Here is a 24,122-nt window from a genome sequence, read left to right as displayed (position 1 = left end):
TCAGTCCACCGGCAGCGCGTAGAGGGCTTTCCCCTGCACCACGGTCATCATTCCGGGGGCGGGGCCGAGCAGGGTTGCTTCACCGGCGGCCGCTGTGCCCTGGCCGGTCAGGGCGAGCCGCCAGCGGACCGTACCGTCGGCGGCGTCCAGCGCTTCGGTCTCCCCACCGTAGGCCTGGACAACCGTGCGTCCGGAGTGGCTGACGGCGGTGCCCGCTTCGGCGCGGAAATGTCTCCGTGCCCGGCTCCGCCAGCGGCGCTCGCCCCGGCGTATGTCGACGGCGTGCGTGATGCCCGCGTCATCGGTCACGTAGAGCATGTGTCCGTGCACGGCGAAGGCAGCGTCGGTCGTCGTTCCGTCAAGGGCCAGCTTCCACCGCTGGGTGTCGCTCCGCAGGTCCCGGGCGCGGAGGGAGGACTTCATGCTGTAGACCATCAGATCGCCGCTGACCAGCAGGGTCGTGCAGTCGTAGTCGTCCCACCCCTGGAAAAGGTAGGTCCGGCCCGGCTTTCCGCCGGCACGGTGGAAGACGCGCCAGAACTTCGGATCTCCGTACTCCTGTTCGTCGCTGTTGCTGGGCAGCAGCAGGGCTTCCTTCGTCAGCAACGCCTCGACGTCGAAGTCATCGGGGAAGAACAGCTTGGGCAGCGGTGAGCGCCAGGTCTCCTTGCGGCGGCCGACGTCGTACGCGGCCAGGGTCTGTTTGTCGCTGTCGAACTCGCCGTCTCCGGCGCCTTTCAGCACGTACCACAGCGTCTTGCCGTCGGCCCGGACGAGCGGCCCCTGCTCCAGCCCCTCCGTGCCGTCGCGTCCCTTCTCCCGCCAGAGGATGCGGCCGGTGCGGAGGGAGAAGAAAGCCAGCGCGTCGTACTCCGGCATGGCCACCGTGCCGTCGTCCAGCAGCAGCATGTCGCCAAAGGCCAGCAGGTCGTCCCGCTTCCACAGCTCCTTGCCCGTACGGAGATCCACGGCGGCGACGTAGGTGTCCGAGGCGGTGAGCGCGATCCGCTCGCGCCCGAGCGCCCTGATGCCCACCGCTTCACCGTCGCCCAGGTCGTACCGCCACAGTGGCGCGGGAGCGGAACCGCGCCGGTACAGGGGCGTCCGCGGCGCCTGTGCCCCCACTCCCACGGCGCGGGCGACGGCGGCGGCGCCCCCGCCGATGGCGAGACCGGCCGCACCGGTGGCGAGGGCGGTCACCAAGGCGCGGCGCGATCGCAGACCGTGCAGGGGGCGTGCCGTCGCGGTCTCCCCGTCGGCACCGGCCGTCTCCTGGCCCGCCCCCGGAACGACTGGATGCGCGGCGATCTGAGCTTCCAGTTCCTGCGACACCGACAGCGGCAGCCCTCTCGTCTCCGCCACGGACGCCAGCTGCCGTGCCAGGTCGGCGGGCTGCGGACGCTGCGCCGGGTCCTGGGCCAGGCATGCTGCCAACGGAGCACGCAATTCCTCGGGCAGTTCGGCCGGGTCGGCCCCGGTCCGCCCGGTCACGGCGTACGCCAGCACGGCCCCCAGCGCGTACACATCGCCGTGAGGGCGGGGCCGGCCGCCGGACCGCTGTTCGGGCGGCAACGTCGAGGCGTCGATGCCCGGCGCCTCGCTGCGGTCGGCACCGTCGACCGCGGCGGACCGCACCAGTCCGTAGCCGGTCAGCCGTGGCCCGTACGGAGTGAGCAGGACGGACGCGGGGCAGACCCCGGCATGCACCATGCCATTGGCGTGCGCCTGGGCCAGCGCCTCCGCGAGCGCCGCTCCCAGCGCCCGCACGGTGGCGGCCGGCAACGGTCCGCCGTGCACGGCGAGCGCCGCCGGGAGGGGAAGGGCGGGGAAGCAGTCGTAGGCGACCCAGGGCGGTTCGGCTCCGGGGAGCGAGACCGCCGTCACCGGAGCGAACCAAGGTCCGGCCAGCCGACGGGAGTTCTCGGCCTCGGCACGGAACCGCACGGCATAGGCAGGGTCGTGGGACGAGCCGTCGGGCGGCAGCATCAGCGTATGGACGCGCCCCGAACGCTCCTCCCGCGCGAGGAGACAGCGGACGGCCGCGGACCCGCCCGGTGCGGACCGGCCGCGGAGGATGCGATACGGGCCGCAGGCCCGCTCGGTGTCCGGCTGCGGCGCGTGCATGGCGTCCCTTCTCCTGTCGGTGATCGGTCGTTTCCGGCTGATGGGCCGGCGGCGGAGGTCAGGCCGCCGGCAGGCCGTAGACGGCGCGGCCGCTGAGCACGACCACCGTGTCGTCCGTGACCGCCGCCCTCCGGCGGGCCGGCCCGCCGGGCACCCCGTCGCTGTCCCTGAGGTCGGCGAAGCGCCACCGCAGCGTGCCGTCGCGGGCGTCCACGGCGTCCACCTCGTAGTCGTCGGCCACCACCAGCGTGTCGCCGGACGGGCTCACCACGACGTCCGGCGCAGTGGGCCTCTCCGGCAGCTGGAATCCGTACTGGCGCTGCCACACGATGTCGCCCGTCGCCGTCTCCAGGGCATGCACCGCATACCCGCCGTCAGCGGCATAGGCCTTGCCGCCGTGCACGGCCACTGGCCCGAACACCGGAACCTTCTCGCCCGCTGCGCCGCGCACGGCTCGCACCGACCACTTGGCCTTGCCGCCGGCGCTCAGGTCGTAACCACGGAGGTACTTTCCTGCGGCTACGAGAAGCATCCCTTCGCCGTCCACGACGGCCGGCGCTCCTGCCGCGGCGCCCTGGTACGTCACTGCGTCCCGCTCGGCACCGTCCTTACGGGCGAAGGCGAACGACGTGAGGACTTCGTCGTCCGCCGACTTCGGGTCGGCCGCCGCTGTCACGATCAGCGCGTCATCCGTGAGCTGTCCCCCACCGGCCTCGGCGGACAGCGGGCTGCGCCAGGATTCCTCACGATGGTCGAGGTCGTACGCGACGACGACGCGCTCGCCGCGCGACGAGGCGGCCGCGAACCAGACGCTGCTGCCGTCGACGCCCAGCTGGCGCTCGAAAGGCAGGCGTCCGGTCCGCCCGTAACGCTTGTCCTGCCAGGCGATCTCTCCCGTACGCGCGGCCACGACGGCGACGGAACGGCTCGGGATCAGGATCAGTTCGTCGTCGACGGGAACCGCCGGCCCGGTCGGCCGTACCGTCTCCTGGGTCCACAGCCGTCTGCCGGTCCGTAGGTCCAGGCCCACGGTCTCGGTACGGCCCGTGAGGACCACTATTCGGTTCCGCCAGATGTATGGGGCGTGCACCGGCGCGCCCTTGAGGTCGTGACGCCAACGGGGCTGCGGGGAGGCGCCCTTGAGACGGCGGCGCGTGCGATGGGCGGCCATGAGGCGCTCGGCGGCGGTGGGCTTGTGCTCGGAGGGCGCGGTCGCGGCCCATACGGCACCGCCACCGACGGCGAGGCCGGCGACGCCCGCGGCGGCGCCCAGGAGGAGCGCGCGCCGGGAGGAGTCACCCCGGTCCGAAGCCGCGCCGACGACCGGTGCGGTGTCCACCGGGGCGTCCGGGAAGCCGGGGCGGGCCGCCCCCTTCGTGGTGTCGTCACGCCCGGCACCCTGCGAAGACAGCTGAGTGGCCGGATGCGCGGCACCGTCGAGCGCCGTTCCCCTGCGCGGCGCCAGCACCCCGGCCGTCGCCTCGGACTCCCCTGTCTCCACCTCTGCCGCCAGCACACCCGCCGACTGCGCGACGATTCCGGCGATCACCCTGCCGGGCAGCCATTCCGGCCCCAGCACGCCGGCCGCCCGGTCCGACGTCGCGTCGAGGCTGGTCGCGGCGGGTGCACCGGCGCCGGAGCCGGCCGTCTGCTGCCGCGCCTCTTGGAGCAGCGCGTCCCGGACGGCACCCGCGGTAGGACGGTGCGCGGGGTCGGACGCGCGGCAGGAGAGCACGATGTCCCTCAGGCCTTCCGGGAGCAGCTCCGGTTCCGGCGCCGCCCGCCCGGTCGCCGCCCACGCCAGCACGGCGCCCAGCGCGAAGACGTCCCCCAGGGGGCGGGGCCGCCCGCCCGCCGCCTGCTCCGGCGGCAGGAACTCCATGACGATGCCGGGGGCTCCGGTACGCGGCGCGCCGTCCTCGGCGGCCGCGCGGACATCCCCGAATCCGGTCAGCCGTGGCCCGTCCCCGGCCACCAGCACCGCTCCGGGCGCGACACCGGCGTGCGCCAGACCGGCCTCGTGCAGCGCCGCCAGCGTTTCCGCCACGGCGGCGCCCAGGGCCCGCACGGTTCTCTCCGGCAGCGGTCCGCCGTGGAGGTCGACCACCGACACGAGCGGCAGGGCGGGAAGATAAGGGGCCGCGTGCCAGGGCAGCCCGGCACCGGCCCCGCCCCCGATCTCGTCGACCGGCCGGCACCACGGCAGACGGAGCGTCTGCGGCAGCCGGCGGGCGTTCTCCGCCTCGGTCAGGAAGCGCGCGCCGTACCGCGGATCCTCCGCCACGGCCGCCGGCGGCACGGTGACGACCACCGTGCGGCTCCCGCTCACTTCCCGGGCGATGTAACGCCGCCCCGGCACCGGTATCGCGGAGTACTCGGAGTCGAGCCGCCCGAGGACGTGGTACGGCCCCAACTGCCGCGGATCGTCCAGACGCAGCGGCTCCATGAACGTTCCTCCCCCGTGGCGATGTACTGCGTACCGGTTCCGGTCAGCTCGTCATGCTGCGCACCGAGCTGTAGACGTCCAGCACGGCCAGGCACAGCGGCACCAGGGACAACAGCACCAGGTTCTCGAACAGTTCGGCCATCCGGCCCCAGAACGGGGTGAGACCCTTGCTGGGCACCACAAGGCCGATCGCGGTGATCACGGCTGCAAGAACGGCGATGGTGACGGACAGCCAGATGATCCGGATGTCGAAGGCATTCTGGGCGCCCGGCAGGGTGGCGGGTGAGTTCACGGCCAGGCCCACCGCCAGCAGGGAGAGCACGGCCAGGCCCGCCACCAGAGCGCAGATGACCTGGCTGGTGTAACGGAACAGCCGGGCGCGCAGCAGCGTCCCGAGACCGGCGGCAAGGGCAAGGCCCTGCCCCCAGGCGGAGCCGGAGAAGCCGAGCACTCCGGCCGCGACGGTCAGCACCGCGGCGCAGCCCCCGACCAGACCGACCAGCATGTCGTGGCCGCGCCGGGCCTGGTCGGCGATGCGCTCGGCGTCGACCGGGCCAGGGCCGTCGGCGGAAGCGTCCGGGTCGTCGTATCCGCCGGTGCGCGGCGGCTCGTAACCGATCGGAAGCCGTGCGAATCGTGCGGACAGCCCCGGCAGGAAGGCGATGACGCCGATGACGAACGGTACGCAGACCGCCGCGACATCCGCAGGACGCAGCTCGGCGAGGACGGCGATGAAGGTCGCCAGGGTGCCGACCGCGGCGGCGAAAGCAGAGGCGACGAACGGGCCACCGCCGCCCGGCGATGCGGCGATCAGTACCGCCGAGGCGATCAGCACGGCGACACAGCCCAGCAGGAACTGCAGCCGCCCCACACCGTGTCCGTCGGCCAGCGGCAGCAGCGCCGTACCGGCGACCATGACGTTCGGCAGCGCACCGAGCCCCAGCGCGACCGAGGCCGCCCGGTCGTCGTAGACCCGCGCGCGGACGGCGGACAGGGCGACCAGCAGTACACCGGCGACCGTGGCGAGGATGCCCGCGAGGCCGTGCATGTCGTGGCGGACCGGGTCCGCGAACCACAGCACGAGCGCCATCAGCGACAGGAGCACCCCGCCGCCGGTGAGCCCGGCGACCCGCAGCAGGTCGTCGCTCCACAAGGTGCGGTCCCGCGTGACGGCGGTCGCGACGGCGTCGGAGACCTCGTCGAAGACGGCGGGCGGCAGCGATTCGCCGAACGGGCGGAGGATGAGCACTTCACCGTCGAGGATGCGCTGGGCGGAGAAGGACCGCGCCCCGTCCAGGACGGTGCCGTCCCGGCGCACCAAGTGGTAGCCGACGGGCGCCCCTTCGGCGGGCGTCTGACCACTGAGCCGAAGAATCTCCGGATAGATGTCCGCGGCCGGAATGTCGTCGGGCAGCGCCACATCGATGCGGCTGTCCGGCGCGACGATCGTGACCCGGCTGAAGCCCGTGGACACCCCCGCGGCCGTGGTCATGGCCGTCGTACTCACCAGCTGGTCCCCCTCATTCCCGGCATTCCCGCCTCAGTTCGCATTTGTGTACACGACGCGACCCAGGGATCGCGCGGAGCTACCGCGCGTCACCCTAGCGCCCATTGGTCACCTCAATTCCCACTAGGATCTCCTGACCGGACGGAGGCCGTCGCCACGGGGGTGCCGGCAGCGAAGCGTCCCGTTCGTCAAGAGGGATTGGTACGTCGGTGAGCCAGATCGTCATAAAGCGTCCGCCGCGAACCTTGCCGACGGAGGTGCCCACCGAGCCGGTGGTACTGGAGTCCCCGCCCGAACTGCCCAGAGGTCAGCAGGAAGGCATGCTGATGCAGGTCCTGCCCATGCTGGGAATGGGCGGGTCGGTGGTCTTCTACTTCCAGAGCGGCCAGCCGTTCATGAAGATCATGGGCATGGTGATGATGGCGTCGACGGCCGCCATGGCCATCGCAGCGATCGTCCGCTACCGCCGCGGTTCGCAGGGGCAGATGGCGGACATACGCCGTGACTATCTCAAGTACCTCGCCCAGACGCGGCGGAAGGTCCGGGCCACGGCAGGCAAACAGCGCGACGCGCAGTTCTACCTCCATCCCTCCCCCGACCAACTGTGGTCGCTGGTGGCCGAGGGCAGCCGGGTATGGGAACGCAGAGTCGGCGATGAGGACTTCGGCCAGGTACGCGTCGGACTCGGCGCCCAGCAGCTGTCGACACCCCTGATCGCACCCGAGACGGCCCCCGTCGACGAGCTGGAGCCACTCACCGCCGGCGCGATGCAGCAGTTCCTGTCCGTGCACAGCACCCTCGACGGGCTGCCGATGGCCGTCTCCCTCCGCGCCTTCTACCACGTGACCGTCTCGGGTGAGCGGGAGTCCGTCCACGGCGCCGCCCGGGCGATGGTCGCCTCGCTGGCCGCGCTGCACTCCCCTGACGATCTGGTCATCGCGGTCGCCGCCGGAGCTGACACGACCGGACGCTGGGAATGGGCGAAGTGGCTGCCGCACGTGCAGGCCATGGGCCCGGCCGACGGGGCCGGCAGCCCGCGCACCATCGCCACGAACACCTACGACCTGGAGACAATGCTCGCCACGCACCTGGAGAGCCGTCCCCGCTTCAACGCCGACGCACAGCCCGTGCTGGACGCCCCGCACGTGGTGGTGGTTCTGGACGGCGCCAGCGTCCTGCCGACCTCGCTTCTCGCCTCCCCCGAAGGCCTGCAGGGCGTGACCGTCATCGAGGTCGTCGAAGGCGAACTGAGCGCCCCGCGCGGCGGGCTGTCCGTCGTCGCACGCCCGGGAACGCTGCGCCTGGAGTCCGGCCGTGGCGTGGTCTACGAAGGCACCCCGGACAGCCTCTCCCTGGAGGCCGCGGAGGCGCTGGCCCGCCAGCTCGCCCCGCTGCGGATGGGCGCCGGTGGGGACGACGACGCCCCGCTCCTCGCCAACCTCGAATTCACCGATCTTCTCAACCTGGGTGACGCCGCTTCCGTGGACACCCAGCGGACCTGGCGCCCCCGGTCGCAGGCCGAGCGGCTGCGCGTACCGATCGGCGTCGGCGAGCACGGTCAGCCGGTGATGCTCGACCTCAAGGAGGCCGCGCAGGACGGCATGGGGCCGCACGGGCTGTGCGTCGGCGCCACCGGGTCCGGCAAGTCCGAGCTGCTGCGGACGCTCGTCCTCGGCCTCGCGGTCACCCACACCTCCGAGACGCTGAACTTCGTCCTCGCGGACTTCAAGGGTGGCGCCACCTTCGCCGGGATGTCCGACATGCCGCACGTCGCGGCGGTCATCACCAACCTCGCGGACGACCTCACCCTTGTCGACCGTATGGGTGATTCCATCCGGGGCGAGCTGAACCGCCGCCAGGAAATGCTCCGCGACGCCGGCAACTACGCCAACATCCACGACTACGAGAAGGCCCGGGCCGCCGGCGCTCCGCTGGAGCCGATCGCCTCCCTCGTCCTGGTCATCGACGAGTTCAGCGAACTGCTCACCGCCAAGCCGGACTTCATCGACATGTTCATCCAGATCGGCCGCATCGGCCGATCCCTGGGTGTCCACCTCCTGCTCGCTTCGCAGCGCCTGGAGGAGGGGCGGCTCCGCGGCCTGGAGACGTACCTCTCCTATCGCATCGGCCTCCGCACCTTCTCCGCGGCCGAGTCGCGCGCCGCGCTGGGTGTCCCCGACGCGTACCACCTGCCGTCCGTTCCGGGTTCCGGCTACCTGAAGTTCGGTACGGAGGAGATGATCCGCTTCAAGGCGGCCTACGTCTCCGGCGTCTACCGTTCAGCCGGCTCTCGCTCCGCCACACCATCGGGGCCGGTGCCGGCCGCCCGGCGTCCGGTCCTGTTCACCGCAGCCCCGGTGCCGGTGCAGTACATCCAGCCGGATCCCGTCACGGCTCCCGAGCCACGGGCCGACGCGGAGGACGACGCGTTGGCGGATACCGTCCTGGACGTCATCGTCCGTCGCCTGGAAGGCCAGGGCACCCCCGCCCACCAGGTCTGGCTGCCCCCACTGGACAAGGCGTCGCCGCTCGACGAACTCCTGCCGGGCCTCACGCCCACGCAGGAACGTGGTCTGTGCCTTCCCGACGCTCCGCAGCAGAGCCGCCTCGTCGTTCCCCTCGGCCTGGTCGACCGGCCCTTCGAACAGCGACGCGACCCGCTCTACCGCGACTTCTCCGGCGCCGCGGGTCACATGCTGATCATCGGTGGCCCGCAGTCGGGCAAGTCCACATTGCTGCGTACCCTCATCTCGTCCTTCGCCCTCACTCACACCCCGTACGAGGTGCAGTTCTACTGCTTGGACTTCGGCGGTGGCGGCATGTCCGCGATCGCCGGCCTTCCCCACGTCGGTGGCGTCGCCTCCCGTCTGGATTCCGAGCGGGTCCGCCGCACGGTCGCCGAGGTCGCCGGCATCCTCAACCGCCGCGAGGAGTACTTCCGCGCCCACGAGATCGACTCCATCGCCACCTACCGGCGCATGCGCGCGCGTGGAGAGATCACCGATCAGCCCTGGGGAGACGTCTTCCTCGTCATCGACGGCTGGGCGAATTTCCGCGCCGAGTACGAGTACGCGGAGGGACTGGTCGCCGACATCGCCGCCCGCGGCCTCGGCTACGGCATCCACGTGGTGATCGCGGCCTCCCGCAGCATGGAAGTGCGGGCCGCGCTCAAGGATCAGCTGATGAACCGGCTGGAGCTGCGGCTGGGCGACACCATGGACTCCGAATTCGACCGCAAGGTCGCCGCGAACGTACCCGCCGGCGTGCCCGGCCGCGGCCAGACTCCGGAAAAGCTCCACTTCATGGCCGCCCTGCCGCGTATCGACGGCAGCAGCTCGGCCGACGACCTGTCCGACGGCACCGCCGCGATGGTCCGCTCGGTTGCCGAGCACTGGCACTACCAGCCCGCCCCCGCCGTCCGCCTCCTGCCTCGCGAACTGCCCGCGCACCACCTCCCGAAGGGCAGCGAGTTCCCCGAGCGCGGCATCGCCTTCGGCATCGACGAGACCGACCTCGCGCCGGTCTTCGTCGACTTCGAGACCGACCCGTTCTTCCTCGTCTTCGGCGAGAGCGAATCCGGTAAGACAGCCCTGATCCGGCTGCTCACCAAACAGATCTCCGAGCGGTACCACCCGGACGACGCCAAGATCGTGGTCGGCGACTACCGCCGCTCGCTGCTGGGCGCCGTCCCGGACTCCCACCTCCTGGAGTACGCGCCGATGGCGAACTCCATGGAGGCCCACATGGAAGCCCTGCAGGGCCTGATGAACCGGCGCGCGCCGGCACCCGACGTCACGCCCCAGCAGCTGCGCGACCGCAGCTGGTGGACGGGGCCCAAGGTCTTCATCGTGGTCGACGACTACGAGCTGGTCGCCACCTCCAGCGGCAACCCGCTCGCCATACTCACCGAGAACCTCCCGTTCGCCCGGGACATCGGCATCCGGTTCATCATCGCCCGGAGCTCGGCCGGCGCCTCACGCTCGATGTTCGAACCCTTCATGCAGCGCATCAAGGAACTGGGCGCGCAAGGCGTCGTCCTGTCCGGCGACCGCAACGAAGGCGATGTACTCGGCGGTGTCCGACCCCATCCGCTCCCGCCGGGCCGTGGCTACTTCGTCTCCCGCAAGCGAGGCACGCCACTGGTCCAGCTGGGCTGGGCCCCGGAAAGCTAGCCGCACCGCTCGGGCCCGGGGCCGCGCTGCCCCGGGCCCGAGCGAGGACCACCTTGATACGTTGAATTCGGAATCGAACATGACCCACGATGCTCCGGGTGCACACCAGCACCTGCGTCAGCGTGACGAGCGGGTCTCGAACCACGGGGGAGCGGACATCCATGTCCTTCAAAGACGAATGGGCCTCACTCAAGGCCGAAGCGGCAGCCTCCCGCCAGGACAACGCCCGAATGACCCTGGCCGGCACGAAGGGCGACGGCGGGGGTAAGGGGGGTGACGGGAAGAAGCTCCATGTCACGCCGTCGGTACTGCGGAACCGGGCGGAGGAAGCGTTGACAGTGCGCCACGATTTCGCGACGGCCGATGACGCGGCGATGAGCGAGCTCAAGTCGGCCAAGAAGGGGCTGGACGGGTTCGAGTCGGCGGCCGGCATCGACGCCTTCACCGAGCGCTGGCAGAGCCAGATGGACTACGTGAAGGGGCTCCTGCAGCACGGTGTGGCCGGAGGCCTGCGCGATGCCGCCCACGCCTTCAAGTCTCAAGACCTGGCCCAAGCGGCGAAGCATAAGCCCAAGGAAGGGACGGACGACGACAAGAAGAAATAGCGGGCAGCTGGCAGAACCCCTTTCCGTCCCGGTTCCCCCCTCACTCGTCGTCGTATAGATACCGGACCACAACATGCTCTCTTACGCCGCAATCCTCGATGCCAACTTCTCTCACCTCTCCACCGCTGTCGAAAAGTGGCAGAAGCTTCCCGGGAAGATGGATGCTGCCGCATCCGCTTTTCGCACAAAGGTCTCGAAAGGGCTACGCGATTCCGACTGGGAAGGCGACACCGCCAAGGCCGCTTTCGATAAGTTCGACGCCATCGAGAAGGAGCTGAAGGCCGCTTCCGACGAGGCCAAGGACATCCATGGCCTTCTCGAAACTGCCCTGGAGCGTTTCAAGTCCGCCAAGAGCCGACTGGAGTCCGTACGCACGGACGTGCGCAACACCGAAGGGCTGCGCATCAGCGAAGCCGGACGCGTCGACGTCGAGGCCGAGCCCGGCTCCAAGGCCTACGACAAGGAAAAGAAGAAGCACGCCGAGGCGATCGAGCACTTCCGAGAGCGCATCAACCGCGCCCGCAAGGACGCCACCGAAGCGGATCAGGCCCTGAGCTGGGCCCTCCAGCAGGACCCCAATGGCGCCAAGCGCGGCTTCAATACCGCTGGCGCCGACAGCATGAAGGACGCACTCGCCGGGCGGAAGGAAGCGGCGAAGGACGCGGACGCCGCCGTGAAGCTCGCGAGCATGGACGAGCTGTCCGACAAGCAGCTCGCACACCTCAACTCCTACCTTGCCAAGCACAAGGACGACCCGTTCTTCTCCGAACGCTTCGCCACCGAGCTCGGACCGAAAAAGACGCTGGAGTTCTGGCGGGGTATCGCCGATCCGGGCGCCGGCAAGGGTCCGCAGGCGGACCCCGACCGCCTGAAGGCCGTCGCCAAGCTGCAGGACAATCTCAGTCTCACACTCGCCACGGCCACCCGCGCCGACACACCGGCGATGCACCACTGGGAGAACTCCGTCATCAAGCTCGGTGACAATCAGTTCCACCGCGACGGCAGCATGAACGAACCCTTCGGCTACCAGATCATGAGCAATCTGATGCGCAAGGGCGACTTCGACGACCGGTTCCTCGACAAGTACGGCAAGTCCCTCCTGCACTTCGAGAACCAGCAGCAGGAGAAGAACGGCATGGGTCCGGAAGAACTCTGGATGCGTAACCGCGCACAACTCAACTTCGGCGCCGACAACGACTACGGAGGCGACCCCATGACCGGCCTCATGGAGTCCCTCGGCCACAGCCCCGACGCCTCCACCGACTTCTTCAACAGCAAGTTCGAGGGCGGTGATGGCAAGGACCGATCCGTATTCAACTACCTGGTCAAGGGCGGCGACAACAACCGTGAGTGGCCGGTCGACAACGACGGTATCTCCGATGACAAGGTCGTGGCGGGGTACAAGTCCCTGGGGCATGCTCTGGAGTCGGCGACCATCGGCTACCCCTACGACGACAAGACATCGGGCGCCGAACTGACCGACCATCGCAACAAGGATACTGCCGCAGTCATGAAGAAGGTCATCGCCGCATACATCGATGACGGCGACCTCATGAACAAGCAGCAGGGTATCGCCGACAGTCTGGGCCGCATGGGAGCGGCCTACATCGATGACATCAACTACGGCGTGTCGGACTTGGCGTTCGATGCAAAGCCTGGCGAGACACGCAACGATTCACCGTTCAAGGCGACATATCCCGGAGCACTCAATATCAAGCACGACGATGCCGTCGACTTTCTCACGGTCATCGCGCGCGACAAGGACGCCCACACGGCGGTGTCGATGGCCAACGGGTCTTACTCCCTCAGCGTCATGATGGCCAATCCGCCGCACCGCGACGACTACGGAATGCTGCACTACGACAACGCCCTCGAAGCGGCTCGTGTGAATGGCAACACTCAAAGCATCCTCGATCACACGATTGCTAACCAGATTTGCAGCGACCTGGACGCCGAGGCCGAGGACCAGATCGCCTCCCTGGAGAAGAGTGGCGAATGGGCCGGTCTCGGGGTCGGAGCGGTGACAGGCATCGGAGTGGGCCTGATTAACCCAGCTGCCGGTGCCGTCCTCGCGCCCGTCGCGGCGGACGTCGCATCGGACACGCTCGGCGAAGCCGCAAACACCCTTTTCAGCGAGGAATACGGCGAACACGTAAAATCGGAGGAAAAGAAACTCGATCCGGGCGACGACAAGAAAGAGGTACTCAACGACTACTTCGCCAATGGAAAACGTAAAGCCAGAATTCCTGGGGATATCTACGCACAGAACATTGAGGCACAGGGCGGCGGTGCCTTGCCCGAAGAAGATCGAGACACCTTGCAGACAATGCTGAAGAGGTTCTCCACCGACGGTTACGGCGATGGTCGAGATATGACCGAGTCCATGGGGATCGACCCGTACGAGCACAAGGAAGAAGACAAATGGTTCGGAATCTTCTGACCGCTGTAACGGTTGGCGTGCTGGCGCTAGGCCTGACCTCTTGCGCGTCTACCTCGCCCGGTGATGAGGCCGAAAAGGAAGCAGGAGACCTCTGCGGTATCACCGGTGACCATACTGCAGAGAAAGCCCTCAGTGGCCTGCTCGGCACCAAGGACCTGAAGACGGCTGATGACGGTGCTGTCCTCGATGTCGCAAAGGAGATGAAACGGGGTCTCACCGATCCGCTTTCCCCGGCGGACAGTTCAGAACGCGACGTTTGCTCCCTCTATCCCCGAACTCTAGAAGGTTCCGGTGACCTAGCGTTCAGTTTCGGTTGGCGCTACAAGTACTCTATTGAACGGGAGAGCGAACCGCTCGACGACTACACGTACTACAACCTCGACGGGGCCATCGGGGAATCCTCACCGGAACGCTCCCACCTTTATGTTCCGTGCACACCACCAAAAAACGCGTCACCGCAGCGTGACAGGTTTCTCATCGCTCATGTAGAGAACTCCATCTCCCCACGCAGCCGTGACGCAAAGGGCAACCCCCGAGACAATCAACTGACAGCCCTGCAGGCCGTCGCCCGAAAAATGGCACGCGCAGTGGGCTGCACCAATGATCCGCTGCAAGGCAAGCCGGACCTCACTCCATACGACACTCTCCGCGCCGCCGTCCGTGCCGGACAGAGCGCCTGACCGGCACATATGAAAGCGGGGTGGGCACCTCCCGCGCATGCCCACCCCGCTTGATCCGGCCGCTGTGCCGGAGTCCTACTCAGATGTCGAAGTACGACCGGCCCTTCAGGTCGGTGTGCCGGTAGTCGTCGCTGGCCTGGTTGACCTGGGCGGCAATCTTCAGCATGACGTTGAAGAGTTCGTCGGCCTGCTTGTCCCAGTTCGTCTGGACCCGGGCGTACGCCTGCTGCGCCTCGCCCTCCCAGGATTCGACGACCGACTTCAACTCGGACTGCAGAACCTCCATGTCACCACGGAGACGTTCGGCGTTCTTCTTGATGCCTTCCGAGGCGTTGTGCAGCGAACCGTAGGACACTGCAATGTCGTCGAGATTGTCCAAGGACATGTCCGACCTCCTTCGATGTAGCTGTCCACAGGGACGTTGAGCGTCGGCACGCGGCCAGCGCGCCAGGGAATTCAGAGCGCGCTGAGCTTAGAGCCCTGTGCGTACTGAGCGTTGTGGGAGTTTTCCTGGTAGGAACCCGCGGCGATCATCCCGTCGCCGGCCTTGGAACCATTGAGGTCGATGCCGCCCAGCGAGGCGCGAATCGCCTCGTCATTGGCACCCGAGCCCTTGCGGTTCGCTGCCACCGCGTCCTGCACATGCCCCATCAGATTCTTCAGGTTGCGGTGACGCTGGTTGATCTCCGTCTGGAGGCTCTGGAACTGGGCTGCACCGAGACCGCGCCACTGCGTCTTCAGCATTTCCAGCATGCGCTCCAGGTCACCGACCTGGTTGTTCATGGAGTCCAGCACCTGCTGGATGTTGTTCTCGAGCTTCTGCAGCCGTGCTGCACTTACCCGCTGCTTGTCGGACATGCCCTACCTCTCTGTTGTCCCGCTGTTTTCCTTCGCCGTCCTCGGCCGGTTCGACGCCGCCCGGAGTGTCACGTGATCAGGCGCGACGCCGCCGCACGACGACAAACGCGCCGGCCGCCACAACGACCACGACGGCACCGGCGCCCACCGCGCCCCACAGCAGACCGCCACCCGCGCCGTCCGTCTCCGCCGCGGCCCTCGCCTTCTTGCCCTTATCGGCGGGCTTGGTATCACCACCGGACCCGGCAGCCTCCGAGGCGCCAGACGACGGGGGCTTGGTGGGCTTGGGCTTTTTGAAGAGCGGGCTCTGGTTCGGATCACCCGGGTCGCCCTTCCCCTCGAGGAGATTCATTCGAGGACGCACCGCTCCGTAACCGATGTACTTGCTGGCCGCCTCGTTCTTCGCCTTTCGGCCGGCAGTATCGATCAGCACCCGCAGGACCTGATTCGCGTTCCACTCCGGATGCTTGGACCAGATGAGCGCGGCCGAGGCAGATGCAATGGCGGTGGCGCTACTGGTGCCTCCGTCTCCGCCGCAGTAGCTCTTGAACTTCGCGTCACACCAACCGGGAACGTCGGCACCGGGAGCCGAAAGAGTGGTGTCTTCCGTGTGAGTGGAGGTTTTACTTACCTTCCCCGTATCCGAGATCGAAGCCACTCCTACGACGTCCGGGAAACCGGCCGGGAAGTTTCTCTTGTTCCCGGCCTGCCCCTCATTTCCCGTAGCGGCGAGCAGCAACTTCCCCTTCTTCGCTGCATACTCAGTCGCATCCCATTCCTCCGCCGACACGCCAGGGCCACCGAAGGACATGCTGATGATCTTGGCATCGCTGTCCGCCGCAGCACGGATTGCCTTGGCATCCGTAATCTTGCGAAAGAAGCTGTCGGGGTCATCTCCCTTGACTTTCATCCCCTTCAGCACGGTCCTGATGGGTATGATCTTTGCTCCAGGAGCCAGGCCTCGCAGGCCGCCGCCTTTACCCGTGCCAGCAATGAGCTCAGCCATCGTCGTGCCGTGCCCTGAGTAGTCATCGTTCTCGTCACCCGGCTCACCTGTCACGTCCTTGCCCGGCAGCACCTGGCCTCGGAGAGACGGGGTCGACAAGTTGACACCGGTATCCACAACGGCGACTTTGACGTCTTTGCCGGTACTGACCTTCCACATCGCTTCAGCCTGCATGTCGTCCAAGTACCACTGCTGAGAGCGCACATCTTCGGCAGCGAAGGCGGGGGCAGCCCCCGACAGTCCCATGGTCAGCACGCATGACACGACGAGCACGGTCGACCAGAGTCGCGGCGGGCGCGATGTTCCCTCGGCGTTGGCTCGCCTGTTCAGCATCGTCATACCTGTTCTTCCACCTGCGCTAGTCGATGACCGGCGGAACGATGTCACGCCGTCGTGTCTTCCATGTCTCTTGGTCTTCGGAGAGGTATTCCGGGCGTGCCGACGAGTCCCGCTCGGGCTCCCTCTTTGCGGAGGCGAGTCCAGCCGTCGCCCTCGGCCCGCCTGAACCGCTCGCCGGCCCGCTGCCTCGGACGAGGCCTGTGCCGCCCGGTGTGAAGTCCTTCGCGCCACGGGTAGCGCTCCGGGGGGTGCCTACGATCCCGCCAGGGTTCGACGTGAGTCGTCGGCTGGCTGAACTCCCGGCGCCTTGGCCTGAAGCCGTATGCTCGCCCCCGATCACCGTGCCGCGCGGGAGACGTGCCGTTCCGCCGTTGTCCCCAGGTCGCCTCGGCACACCGCCAACGACACCTTCGGAGCGCCCCGCACGAGACGGTCCGATGGTGCTAGACCGGCCGGCTCCCACATCTCCAGGCAGTCGCCCCTGAGTGCCGAGTCCTCTGGGCAGAGAGGAATTGCTCCGCTCTGATTGGCCCTTCTGCGGGAGCGAGCCAGCCCCGGTTCCCCTGAAGGGTGGGGGGGACTGACGCAAACCACCAGGAGAGCGAGTCGCACCAGGTCCGGGCGGCGGGCCCGGTGTCAGTGGGCCGACGGTGTGCGAAGGCACCGACTGGCCTCCGCCCGAGGGAGCCGTCGGACGCGCCGAAGTATCGCCGTCGGGCGCCTTCGGCATGGTGACACTGTCAAGTTCGGTGCCCACTTCGTGGTGTGGGCTCACCGGCCCACTGTGCTCAGGCGTGGCATGGCCCTGCGACAGGGCGGCGGCACCGCCGCTGGGCGGACTCGTTGGCTGAATGGGCGTCCCGGAGCGTTCCGGCGGCTTGGGCACCATTCCCATGTTCTCCGGCGGCTTGAACACCGGCGCGTCCTGGGACGCCACCTCGAGCCGCTCCTCCGACGTCCGGTAGTAGGAGCTGAGCTTGTTCATCTCGACGATGGCGTCCTGGCGGGCAGCCTCGTGCTTCGCGTCGTCGGCGGCCTTCGCCTTGACGTAGTCCTTGTTGGTGACGATCCGCGCCGGCGCGGGGATTTCACCGACGGCTCCGCCCCTGCCGTCGGCCCTGGTCGGCATGGAGTGCTGGACCGACGACAGGCCGAAGCCCACGTTGCCCATCTCCTGACCGACGGCGTCCGCGTAGTCCCCCAGTTTCAAGGTGTTTTTCGCGAGATCCTTGCCCCAGGTACGGAAGGCTTTGGCAGCCTCGCCCTCCCACTCGACGTCGTCGATGTGCCTGCCGAGTTCGTTGGCCGCGTCGGCGATCTGTCGCGCCACCCCACCAAGGGCGTCGGCCACGGCCATCATGTCGGTGGGGCGGGCGGACTCGACCAGGTCGATCATCTCGTCCAGGTCGTGGTTCTCGAAGTCCGTACGGCCTCGACCGCCGGCCTTGCTGTGCTTGCCCACTGCTGTCACCTCCCGACCACTAGAGGGTCGCGTCCTTGTCGTCGGCGGTCGCGCGCTTCTCCGGAGCCTGCTTCTGCGCAGCCTGCGCCCTGCGGTCCTCGTCGTACCGCTCCTGCACCCGTCCCTGGATCTCCCAGAACCGCTGCCGCAGGTCGACGTCGAGGTTGTCGAAACCGACGTTGGCCCCGGTGATGGCGATACCCATCGCCTCCAACTGCTCTCCCAGAGTGGTGGAGAGCGTCTTCAGCTGGGTGTGGACCTTGGTGAACTGGAGGTGCAGGCCGTCGGCCTCGGGGAAATTTCCCGGGCCGGAGAACGCCGAGCGGGAGAGCTCAAGGATCGAGACGTGGTTCTGAGTGTTGTTCTCCAGACCCGCGAGAATGTCGTCGATGCGGCTTTTGAACCTGACCAAGGTCGCGCGGGCACGCTTGATGTCCGCTGCGCTGCCGCCGCCCCCCAACAGCCCTGTGCCACCGTACGACTGTGACGCGGAGCTGCCATCCGACTTCTGTCCCACGAGCATCCCCCTTTACTCGCTCATCGTTTCATAGGTACGGCAACACATGTTGATTGTCCAACCCATATCGCCGTCCCGACTGCAAACTATACGTTGTCGACAAAAGTGCACATCTGGACGCAACTGATGAAACGTCATATAGCTGTCCTGGGTGATGGATTGGCGGGCCCCAGCGCGATCCTCGACATCGCCGCCTCATCTCTGTCGGGATCGCAAAGACATGGCAAACGGCTGCCGGAACATTCAGCCCTGCAGGGGACGGCGGCTTCCCGAGCGGCGGCGCCAGTCGCGGTGCACCATCGCCGCGCCTGCGATGACGGCCACCAGGATCGAGGCGCCGACGACGGCGTACGTCGCCAGCCGCTCGTTACGTTCCTCGAACGTCTCCCCCGGCGGGACGGGCGGCACATCCGGCAGCGCGGCTTGCTGGACACCGCCCCGCGCCATCGGCCTGTCGGCTGGCGGGCTGTCGTCCGTAAGGGCACGTACCGGGTCCACGACACCCCAGCCCACATGGGCGTCCCGGCCCGGGATGGAGCGCTCTGCGGTCTGCTCGATGCGGGTGATGACCTGGCGCGCTGTCCACTTCGGGTACTTGGCGCGCAGCAGTGCGGCGACCCCTGCGACGTACGGCGCGGAGAAACTCGTGCCGTTGTCGACGCAGTGGCCACCGCCGGGCACGGTGGATACCACGTTGACGCCGGGCGCCGCGACACCGACAAAGTCGCCCGACTGAGAGAACGGCGCCCGCTCGTTGTTCCGGTCGGACGAGGCCACGGCCAGGACACCGGGGTACGCGGCCGGGTAGGTCTTTTTGACGTTCCCGCCCAGGCCGTCGTTGCCCGCGGAGGCCACGACGATGATCTGCTTTCTCAGGGCGTTGTTCACCGCTGTTTGGAGGGCGCTCCCCTCTTGCAGGGCTTTGTCGGTGTCCTGGGAGATGTTGATGACGTCGACGCCTTTGGAGACGGCGTAGTTGATGGCTTTGGCCATCGTCCCGGTGTCACCGCTGCCGTTCTCGTCGTTCTGCTTTATCGGGAGAATCCTCGCCTGTGGGGCGAGGCCGACAAAGCCGGTGCGGTCTTCATCGGGGCGGGCCGCGATGATGCCGGCGACTTTTGTTCCGTGCCCCACGGTGTCGGTCGTGCCGTTCGGCTTACCCGGAGAAGTCGTCTGCCCGTACTTGTCCTTCTTGGGCTTCAGGAAATTAGTTCCGCTGCGCGTGTCGACGGCATCTCTGAGCTGCCGGTTACGAGGGTCCACCCCGGAGTCGATCACGGCCACCGTGATGCCCTTGCCCTGGCCTTCCTCCCAGAGGCGGTCCAGTTGAACGCGCTGCAAGGGCCACGGCGTGCCCTTGATGGGCTTGGACGGGAAGGTGCACTGGGTGCTGTCGGCATGGGCGACCGAGGCGCCGAGCAGGGCAGGTGAGCCGATCGCCGGAGCCGCGACGAAGGTGGCGGCCAGAGCGACTACCACCGCGCGGCGGCGCAGCGGTACGGAGCGAGGCAGGGAGTAAGTCATCAGCGCCTGTCCCGCCTCAAGAACCCTGCGGCTGGCGCGCGCTGTTGGCATCCAGCCGAGGTCCGGTCGGAAGCAGTTCGGACCAGGTGTCCGGCACTGGTACCGGGGTGGTGTCCCCGTACCCCAGCAGCTTCTGAGCCACGCGCTCCTGCGCCTCCTCGGACTTCTTCTTGTCGTCCGCACCGATGGTGGACTCGGCGGTGTCGCTGTCCCCGTTGCGCTGGATGGCGTACCGCAGGCCGGTGTCAGTGACGAGGAAGACCGAGCCGGTGCCCGTTTCCTTGCCCTTGAACTGGCGGAAGAGCAGGCCGGTGCCGGGAGTGACGTACGCGCTGGTGGTGCCGGCCGCGACCTGCTGCGGGTAGTCGGTGCCGACCCACGTGCTCAGCTTGGTGTCGCCGGTCTTGGCGTTCACATTCCGCAGGACGTTGCACACGGTGTCCCGGCCACCATGGCCGCCACTCACCGCGTTGACGGGGGTCACGTCCTCCTTGGGCCACGTGAACGACTTGTCGTTGGCGAAGCCCCGCCCCGCGTGGAACTGGCCGTAGCTGATGTTCAGTGCCTCGCCGTCCTGGCCCAGCGCCGTCAGGTCGGGGCTGTTCAGCAGCACGCGTGCGGTGAAGTTGCTGATCGGTGCGATGCGGTCGGGCATGACGAGGTAGTGGCGCTTCTTCTTGCTCTCGGTGGTCACGAGTACCGTGCCGACCCGGCCGAGCCGCTCGCCACCGGTGAAGCCCGGCGCCTTGGTCTGCGTGTTCACCCCCGAGCCGATCTCCGGGAACCGGATCTCGCTGCCGCTCTTCAATGTGCCGAGCCAGTCCTGGCTGACCCTCTGGGGCTTGGCGCCCTGGCCCATCAGGGAGTTGAGCAACGCCTCGTCCTGCCGCAGCTCGTACTTACGACCGCCGGCATCGACCATGTACCGCGTCTTGTCCGGTGCCTGCACGTAAAGGACGTCGCCGCCGTGCAGCCGCTGCTTACCGTCGATCTTCTTGGCATCTGCGCCGGCGAGCACGAAGCTCTGCTTCTGTACCGCACGGCCGCCCTGGCTCTGCTGTTCGCAGACGGCCCAACGCTTCTGCCGTGCCGCCTCCTTCGGGTCCGGCAGGCGGTCGGGGGCATACGGGATGCCCAGCGTCGGGCCGTGCGGGATCTTGCCGCTGTCGAGCGTCTTCTCGTCGACGTTGAGGACATCGTCGCTGCCCTCGGCCTTGGTGGCGAGGAGCTTGGCGGACGCGTAGTTCATCACCGGATAGAGCTGCTTGTCCTCGTCGGTGCCCAGAACGACGTAACGCGTCGTCGATCTGTCGGCGACGATGACGTGGGCGGCGGTGTCGTCCCAGCCCTTGGGTGCCTGCGGCTTGAACATCCCCCAGGCGCCGAAGCCCGCCATGATGACGACTCCGACGATCAGACCTGGCGCGACAGCGCGCAGGGGACGCGGTGCGCCCTCCTCCGTGCCGCTGGGGCCGGGTTGGAGAAACGAAGCGATCAAACGCCGCTTCGCGAAGGTGTAGGCGTTGAGTTCATCCCGCCGTGATGCCATGTCCGACCGTTATCTCCCGAAGTACCCCGTGGCTCGGCGAGAAGCAGCGCGCCGAGCGTCCTACTATGCCGAATCCTGGTGACTCTCGGTTGAGTGGGTCCCTATTGCGGGGGAGGCTCACGGGACGCGAAGTTGACGTCCTGCGGCCCTCATCTGCACACCGCACCGCACGGGGCGCACGCTTCAGGACCGGGCGGAACGGGCGGTTGTCCACGGACGAAGTCCCCGGCCTTGTCGAGGTGCGCAGGTAGTAGTGTGATGGGCCTGTTCAAGGCCCTTGATGAGGGATGGAACGCGGATCACTAGGGGGCTGCGGGGGATGTCAACAGCGACGCGGGTTCGATCCTCCGGATCACGCCGGAGCGAATCACACGCATCCCGTCCGAATCGGACACGTGGCGTCACGGGCCGCGGTACCACTACCGGACGGCCGGCCGCGCCCGCGTCGGCAACGCTGGTGAGACAGTCCCGGGCCAACCGGATGGGCCCGATTCAACTGCAGCAACTGGTCCTGCTGGAAGCTGCACTGGCCATCGTCCTCGTGGCCGCAGCGGTTGACCTGTTGCTTCTTGTGCCCGCGATGGTGGTCGCCGTGGCACTGGTGCTGCTCGCCGTGTTGCGGCGGCGGGGGCTTTCGGTGCGGGACTGGCTGGCCACGGTGCTGGCGTTGCGGGCTCGGAGAAGCGCTGCACGACCTCTGGATCATCGAGTGGATCCGAGTCTGGCACCGCTCGTCGAGGCAGTGCCGGGACTGCGCACGCACGGATTCCTGGACCGGAACCGGCGGACCGTGGGCATGGTCGGTGACGGCACGTTCCTGACAGCCCTGGTCCGGGTCGAGGCCAAGGGAACCTCCCTGCGGCCGGCAGGCGGCGCGCGGGCGCTTCCCATGGCATTGCTGCACGACGCGCTGGACGTCGACGGGATCCGGTTGGAGTCCGTGCAGGTGGTGCAGCATGTGCAGCCTGCTCCGGCGCCGCATCTGCCTGAGCATGCGATGGCCCGGCAGAGTTATCTGCCGCTGCAGCAGCAGACGGGGGCGCCCGCGCTGCGGTTGATGTGGGTGGCGTTGAAGTTCGATCCCGAGCTGTGCCGGGAGGCGGTCGAGGCGCGGGGTGGTGGACTGGCGGGCGCGCAGCGCTGTCTGACGCGTGCGACCGACCATTTGGCGAGTCGGCTCACAGGGGCGGGCTTTCTGGCCACGGTCCTGGACGAGCAGGAGTTGGTGGCTGCGCTGGCGACCTCCGCCTGCGCCAATCCGGTCGCGACCGCGCGGGCCGGTCTGCCCGATGCCGCGCCGGCCCGCCGTACGCAGGAGACCTCGCGGGTGTGGAAGTGCGACGACCGGCTGCACACGACGTACGGGGTCGGGCGCTGGCCCGAGCTCGGCCGCTCCGCGACGCCGCTGCCGCGTCTTGTGTCGGCGCTCACCTCCGCGCCGACGCTGGCCTCGACGTTCAGCCTGACGGTGACGGCCGGCGACCGGCACGGCGCGGCCGGGGTCAGTGGGCACGTACGGCTGACCGGGCGCTCGGACGCCGAACTCTCGCGGGCACGGCACCAGTTGGAGGCTGCGGCACGCGAGGCGAAGCTGGGGCTGGTCCGGCTGGACCGGGAGCAGCTGCCCGGTGCGGTGGCGACGCTGCCGCTGGGAGGTGCGCGCTGATGGCTTCGGCGACTTCGGCCCTGCGGGGTCTGTACGGTCCGCGGCGGGAGCGGCATGTGCTGCCGGTCGACGACCTCGGTGCGCTGACGCTGCCGCTCGGGGACGACGGCCTGATGGTGGGGCATGACGCGGAGAACCGTCCGGCTGTGCTGGGCCTGTACCACCCCGCACCTTTCGATGTGCTGTTGGTCGGCGGGTTGTGGACGGCGCAGGCCCTCGCGCTGCGGGCGGCGGGTACAGGGGCGCGCGTCGCCGTCGAGACGGGCCGGCCTCAGATGTGGACGAACGTGGCCCATGCGGCGGGCGCCGGGCAGGAGTGCCTGACGCTGCACGATGTGGGTCGGGTACCGCCGATGGGTGCCACCGTCGGCAGCCCGGTGCTCGTCGTACGGGACTGCGGCATGCGGCCGCCGCGCGGGCGGGTCTCCTCGGCGCCCTGGCAGTCGGTCCTGACGCTGCTGCCCTACATGAGTCCGGTGGCTCCCCGGCTGATGAACGCGGCCGGACTTGTCGGCCTCCAGCGGATCTCTCCGGACGAGGCCACGCAGGCCGCACGCATTCTGGGGCTGTCGCAGACGGATGTCTCCGCCCTGTCGACGATCGGCGACGGGGTCACCCTGTGGTGCGGCGACAATCAAGCGCGGCAGTACGTGATGACCCATCCGACGGAGGCCGAGACGGGGCTGCTGGGGACTCCTCGGCGGGTCGACTGAGGCAGAGACCGGACGAGCCGTCGGGCGACGCTGACGGGTCGGCGAGCACGGGACCAGTAGTCGGTGAAGCGGCTGTCCTGCGGCCTGCGGTACGACGGTCGGTGGCCGGGCTCAGGGGGTGTGTTCGGTTCGTGGGCGTGCTTCGGGGTGGATGTGGGTGGGACGCGGATGGTGTGCGGGTTTTGGGGCTGTTGCGAGGGTTGGGGTAGTTGGGGTGGTTGGTGTTCGTGAGGAATTAGGGGGGCGGTGTTCTTTCGGGGGGCGGCTCGTTGTTTTCTTCGCGGTTATGGCGTGCGGGGGACGTGCGTAATCTGAGGCAACAGACAGGTATCGGGCAAAGACGGGCCTGCCGGGCTGTCGGCGGTGGCGTTTAGGCTTGGGTCCAAGCGACAGGGGACCCCACGGGAACGCCCGGCGTGTCAGGGGGATCCGGCGATGCGGCGCAGGCGTGTCGGCGATGCGCATGAACGGTGTCGCGTCGCGGGATTCAGAGGTACCAGACCACAGCAGGAGG

The 24,122-nt window shown here is 68.3% G+C and carries 16 protein-coding genes; 6 read left to right on the top strand and 10 right to left on the bottom strand.

The annotated features are described in order from the left end of the window. The 3 genes from ACIGQF_RS17775 to eccD are packed head-to-tail and all read right to left on the bottom strand — an operon-like array spanning position 1 to position 6,062. Positions 1-2,124, bottom strand: coding sequence for a PQQ-binding-like beta-propeller repeat protein (locus tag ACIGQF_RS17775; protein ID WP_399710926.1), 2,124 nt, complete (start codon positions 2,122-2,124; stop codon positions 1-3). A gap of 58 nt (positions 2,125-2,182) precedes the next feature. Next, complete coding sequence (locus ACIGQF_RS17770) at positions 2,183-4,570, bottom strand: PQQ-binding-like beta-propeller repeat protein (RefSeq protein ID WP_399710924.1); 2,388 nt, start codon at positions 4,568-4,570, stop codon at positions 2,183-2,185. Positions 4,571-4,613: 43 nt separating this feature from the next. After that, the gene (eccD, locus tag ACIGQF_RS17765) at positions 4,614-6,062 is read right to left on the bottom strand and encodes a type VII secretion integral membrane protein EccD (protein ID WP_399711003.1); all 1,449 of its coding nucleotides are present in this window, start codon (positions 6,060-6,062) and stop codon (positions 4,614-4,616) included. Positions 6,063-6,286: 224 nt separating this feature from the next. Here eccD and eccCa point away from each other — a divergent pair, with 224 nt between their 5' ends. The 4 genes from eccCa (at position 6,287) to ACIGQF_RS17745 (ending at position 13,974) form a co-directional block, all read left to right on the top strand. After that, positions 6,287-10,249 carry a type VII secretion protein EccCa gene (gene eccCa, locus ACIGQF_RS17760; RefSeq protein WP_399710922.1) on the top strand — a complete coding sequence of 1,321 codons (3,963 nt, stop codon included), beginning with the start codon at positions 6,287-6,289 and terminating at the stop codon, positions 10,247-10,249. Positions 10,250-10,410: 161 nt separating this feature from the next. Continuing rightward, positions 10,411-10,854 carry a hypothetical protein gene (locus tag ACIGQF_RS17755; protein WP_399710920.1) on the top strand — a complete coding sequence of 148 codons (444 nt, stop codon included), beginning with the start codon at positions 10,411-10,413 and terminating at the stop codon, positions 10,852-10,854. A 73-nt stretch (positions 10,855-10,927) separates the two neighbouring features. Beyond that, positions 10,928-13,294 carry a hypothetical protein gene (locus ACIGQF_RS17750; protein ID WP_399710918.1) on the top strand — a complete coding sequence of 789 codons (2,367 nt, stop codon included), beginning with the start codon at positions 10,928-10,930 and terminating at the stop codon, positions 13,292-13,294. After that, positions 13,276-13,974, top strand: coding sequence for a hypothetical protein (locus ACIGQF_RS17745; protein ID WP_399710916.1), 699 nt, complete (start codon positions 13,276-13,278; stop codon positions 13,972-13,974). The genes ACIGQF_RS17750 and ACIGQF_RS17745 overlap by 19 nt, the downstream gene beginning before the upstream one ends. 79 nt (positions 13,975-14,053) lie before the next feature. On the opposite strand, the gene ACIGQF_RS17740 is transcribed toward ACIGQF_RS17745, so the two are convergent. From ACIGQF_RS17740 to eccB, 7 genes are all read right to left on the bottom strand, one after another. Next, on the bottom strand, positions 14,054-14,359 hold the full coding sequence (locus ACIGQF_RS17740; protein WP_399710914.1) for a WXG100 family type VII secretion target: 306 nt from the start codon (positions 14,357-14,359) through the stop codon (positions 14,054-14,056). 71 nt (positions 14,360-14,430) lie between these two features. Next, a complete protein-coding gene (locus ACIGQF_RS17735; RefSeq protein ID WP_399710912.1) occupies positions 14,431-14,832 on the bottom strand; it encodes a WXG100 family type VII secretion target in 402 nt (133 codons plus the stop codon). A gap of 76 nt (positions 14,833-14,908) precedes the next feature. Then, positions 14,909-16,177, bottom strand: a complete 1,269-nt coding sequence (locus ACIGQF_RS17730) for a S8 family serine peptidase (RefSeq protein ID WP_399710910.1) — start codon at positions 16,175-16,177, stop codon at positions 14,909-14,911. A gap of 19 nt (positions 16,178-16,196) precedes the next feature. Continuing rightward, positions 16,197-17,639, bottom strand: coding sequence for a hypothetical protein (locus ACIGQF_RS17725; RefSeq protein WP_399710908.1), 1,443 nt, complete (start codon positions 17,637-17,639; stop codon positions 16,197-16,199). Between the two features lie 19 nt (positions 17,640-17,658). Continuing rightward, on the bottom strand, positions 17,659-18,051 hold the full coding sequence (locus ACIGQF_RS17720; RefSeq protein ID WP_399710906.1) for a hypothetical protein: 393 nt from the start codon (positions 18,049-18,051) through the stop codon (positions 17,659-17,661). A gap of 348 nt (positions 18,052-18,399) precedes the next feature. Next, the gene (gene mycP, locus ACIGQF_RS17715) at positions 18,400-19,680 is read right to left on the bottom strand and encodes a type VII secretion-associated serine protease mycosin (protein ID WP_399710904.1); all 1,281 of its coding nucleotides are present in this window, start codon (positions 19,678-19,680) and stop codon (positions 18,400-18,402) included. 16 nt (positions 19,681-19,696) lie between these two features. Next, complete coding sequence (eccB, locus tag ACIGQF_RS17710) at positions 19,697-21,229, bottom strand: type VII secretion protein EccB (protein WP_399710902.1); 1,533 nt, start codon at positions 21,227-21,229, stop codon at positions 19,697-19,699. Between the two features lie 319 nt (positions 21,230-21,548). On the opposite strand from eccB, the gene eccE reads away from it, so the two are divergent. Together eccE and ACIGQF_RS17700 are read left to right on the top strand one after the other, a co-directional pair. Further along, entirely contained in the window at positions 21,549-22,895 is a 1,347-nt protein-coding gene (eccE, locus tag ACIGQF_RS17705; protein ID WP_399710900.1) for a type VII secretion protein EccE, read from the top strand. Further along, positions 22,895-23,608: a hypothetical protein gene (locus ACIGQF_RS17700; protein ID WP_399710898.1), complete on the top strand. Its 714-nt coding sequence runs from the start codon at positions 22,895-22,897 to the stop codon at positions 23,606-23,608. The genes eccE and ACIGQF_RS17700 overlap by 1 nt, the downstream gene beginning before the upstream one ends. Positions 23,609-24,122 lie beyond the last annotated feature (514 nt).

The sequence above is a fragment of the Streptomyces sp. NPDC053560 genome (assembly GCF_044544605.1).
Classification (GTDB): Bacteria; Actinomycetota; Actinomycetes; order Streptomycetales; family Streptomycetaceae; genus Streptomyces.
This window is presented reverse-complemented; position numbering and strand designations above follow the sequence as displayed.

Coding starts and splice junctions, on each gene's coding strand:
- ACIGQF_RS17755 (WP_399710920.1), top strand. CDS start 10,411: ATGTCCTTCAAAGACGAATGGGCCTCACTCAAGGCCGAAGCGGCAGCC.
- mycP (WP_399710904.1), bottom strand. CDS start 19,680: ATGACTTACTCCCTGCCTCGCTCCGTACCGCTGCGCCGCCGCGCGGTG.
- eccB (WP_399710902.1), bottom strand. CDS start 21,229: ATGGCATCACGGCGGGATGAACTCAACGCCTACACCTTCGCGAAGCGG.
- ACIGQF_RS17750 (WP_399710918.1), top strand. CDS start 10,928: ATGCTCTCTTACGCCGCAATCCTCGATGCCAACTTCTCTCACCTCTCC.
- ACIGQF_RS17770 (WP_399710924.1), bottom strand. CDS start 4,570: ATGGAGCCGCTGCGTCTGGACGATCCGCGGCAGTTGGGGCCGTACCAC.
- ACIGQF_RS17730 (WP_399710910.1), bottom strand. CDS start 16,177: ATGACGATGCTGAACAGGCGAGCCAACGCCGAGGGAACATCGCGCCCG.
- ACIGQF_RS17735 (WP_399710912.1), bottom strand. CDS start 14,832: ATGTCCGACAAGCAGCGGGTAAGTGCAGCACGGCTGCAGAAGCTCGAG.
- ACIGQF_RS17775 (WP_399710926.1), bottom strand. CDS start 2,124: ATGCACGCGCCGCAGCCGGACACCGAGCGGGCCTGCGGCCCGTATCGC.
- ACIGQF_RS17700 (WP_399710898.1), top strand. CDS start 22,895: ATGGCTTCGGCGACTTCGGCCCTGCGGGGTCTGTACGGTCCGCGGCGG.
- ACIGQF_RS17745 (WP_399710916.1), top strand. CDS start 13,276: ATGGTTCGGAATCTTCTGACCGCTGTAACGGTTGGCGTGCTGGCGCTA.
- eccE (WP_399710900.1), top strand. CDS start 21,549: ATGTCAACAGCGACGCGGGTTCGATCCTCCGGATCACGCCGGAGCGAA.
- ACIGQF_RS17740 (WP_399710914.1), bottom strand. CDS start 14,359: ATGTCCTTGGACAATCTCGACGACATTGCAGTGTCCTACGGTTCGCTG.
- eccD (WP_399711003.1), bottom strand. CDS start 6,062: ATGACCACGGCCGCGGGGGTGTCCACGGGCTTCAGCCGGGTCACGATC.